4 protein-coding genes and 1 pseudogene are annotated in these 1,511 nt (G+C 38.9%); 4 read left to right on the forward strand and 1 reads right to left on the reverse strand.

The window, feature by feature from the left end:
- Positions 1 to 79: 79 nt before the first annotated feature.
- Positions 80 to 226 (reverse strand): hypothetical protein, encoded by a 147-nt coding sequence (locus F6K40_RS40145; RefSeq protein WP_293145911.1) that lies wholly within the window; start codon positions 224 to 226, stop codon positions 80 to 82.
- On the opposite strand from F6K40_RS40145, the gene F6K40_RS40150 reads away from it, so the two are divergent.
- The 4 genes and pseudogenes from F6K40_RS40150 (at position 188) to F6K40_RS40165 (ending at position 1,270) form a co-directional block, all read left to right on the forward strand.
- Complete coding sequence (locus F6K40_RS40150) at positions 188 to 340, forward strand: helix-turn-helix domain-containing protein (protein WP_293145905.1); 153 nt, start codon at positions 188 to 190, stop codon at positions 338 to 340. The genes F6K40_RS40145 and F6K40_RS40150 overlap by 39 nt on opposite strands.
- Before the next feature lie 34 nt (positions 341 to 374).
- Positions 375 to 602 (forward strand): annotated as a pseudogene (locus tag F6K40_RS40155) (transposase family protein); the annotation flags it as partial.
- A gap of 22 nt (positions 603 to 624) precedes the next feature.
- On the forward strand, positions 625 to 942 hold the full coding sequence (locus F6K40_RS40160) for a hypothetical protein (RefSeq protein WP_293145914.1): 318 nt from the start codon (positions 625 to 627) through the stop codon (positions 940 to 942).
- Positions 827 to 1,270, forward strand: a complete 444-nt coding sequence (locus F6K40_RS40165) for a transposase family protein (protein ID WP_293145908.1) — start codon at positions 827 to 829, stop codon at positions 1,268 to 1,270. Before F6K40_RS40160 ends, F6K40_RS40165 begins: the two co-directional genes overlap by 116 nt.
- The last annotated feature ends 241 nt before the right edge of the window (positions 1,271 to 1,511 follow it).

Raw genomic sequence — 1,511 nt, forward strand, 5'->3', positions numbered from 1 at the left:
TTATTTTTTTGACTTTACAGAGGTTATATGATATAATCTAAAACCCTGCTTTTCACCAGGGAATATAGACTTTATATTTTTATCTAAATGTTGGTAGAAGACCCGCGCTCTCCCCTTCGGGAGCGTCGGGATGAATACCAACCCATGCTATAGTATAGCAACTAATATTAGTAACTTGTCGATAAAATTGAAAGCTAGGTACAAATACTGCATCTATCCCAACCATATCCAAATAACTAAATTAAATCAATTATTTGGTTGTTGTCGGTATGTTTGGAATCAAAGTTTAGCACATTGTAATCAGTTGTATATTAATGGTATTAGAGTTGTTGGGAAATAAGGTAAAATGATTTTAATAAAAATTGGCCAGAAAAATGCTAAATATTGAACGAGCCTTAAAACAAGACAGGTTACTCAGAGCATTAACAGGATTAAACCGTAAAGCATTTGAATCGTTGTTAAAGTCTTTTAGTCAAATTTATGAGCAAACATTGCTCTTGAAACCTCGTCAACGCTCTCTTGGAGGAGGCCGAAAGGCTCGTTTACTCACCACTCAACACAAATTATTTTACATTCTCTTCTACTTGAAATGTTACCCTACCTTTGATTTAGCCAGTATCTTATTTGACATCGACCGCAGCCAGGCACATCCGCCACGCTCATCGTTTACAGCCGATTTTAGAAACCGCCCTGGGAGAAAAAAAGGCACTACCAGAACGCCAAATCAACAGTGTCCAAACATTTATAGAGCGTTTCCCTGGAGTAGAACGAGTGATAATGGATGGCACAGAACGGCCAGTGCAACGACCTACTGACTCAGAAAAACATGCATCTGAATTATTCGGGAAAAAAAAAGCGTCACACTCGCAAACATCTAGTGGCAGTAAATCAAAACAAGAAAGTGCTGGTATTGAGCCAGGCACGAGAAGGAAAGCTACATGACAAGAAATTCCATGACGAAGAAAAGTTGATAGGAAGTATACCCGTGGAGATACCAATTGAAGTAGATAGTGGCTTTCAAGGTATTCAAAACCAGTATGAAAATATCCGCATACCCCATAAAAAACCAAAGGGGGGAGAATTAACTCAACAGCAAAAGACCGAAAATCGGACATTGAGTCAATCTAGGGTGGTATGTGAAAACGCCTTCGCGGGTGTCAAACGCTATGGAGCTGTCAATCAGATTTACCGTAATCGCAAGGATGATTTTGATGACAAATTAATGTTAACAGCGACGGGGTTATGGAACTTGTACCTGATGGCAGCATAAATAATCAGATTGCTAACCAAAATTGATCAGTTTGAGTTTTCATTTTTCGCTAACCTAAGTTATTTCCCAACAACTCTAATATTTATTGATGAATTGTTGCCATATCAAGCGCCTTGGTAAATTCTGAGATAAAGTAAAACTAACTCTTTTAGGACTTACGCAAAACAACGCACTTCTGGCATTGCGAGCGACAGCGTTTGCGGAGCAGTCCGTTAGGAAAGCAATCTCAAACGCCCAAAAC

The sequence above is a fragment of the Okeania sp. SIO3I5 genome (assembly GCF_010672085.1).
In the GTDB taxonomy this organism is placed as follows: domain Bacteria; phylum Cyanobacteriota; class Cyanobacteriia; order Cyanobacteriales; family Microcoleaceae; genus Trichodesmium.

What these genes read in the sequence shown, in the direction of transcription:
- F6K40_RS40145 (WP_293145911.1), bottom strand. Translation starts at nt 226, where the DNA reads ATGGTTGGGATAGATGCAGTATTTGTACCTAGCTTTCAATTTTATCGA.
- F6K40_RS40165 (WP_293145908.1), top strand. Translation starts at nt 827, where the DNA reads ATGCATCTGAATTATTCGGGAAAAAAAAAGCGTCACACTCGCAAACAT.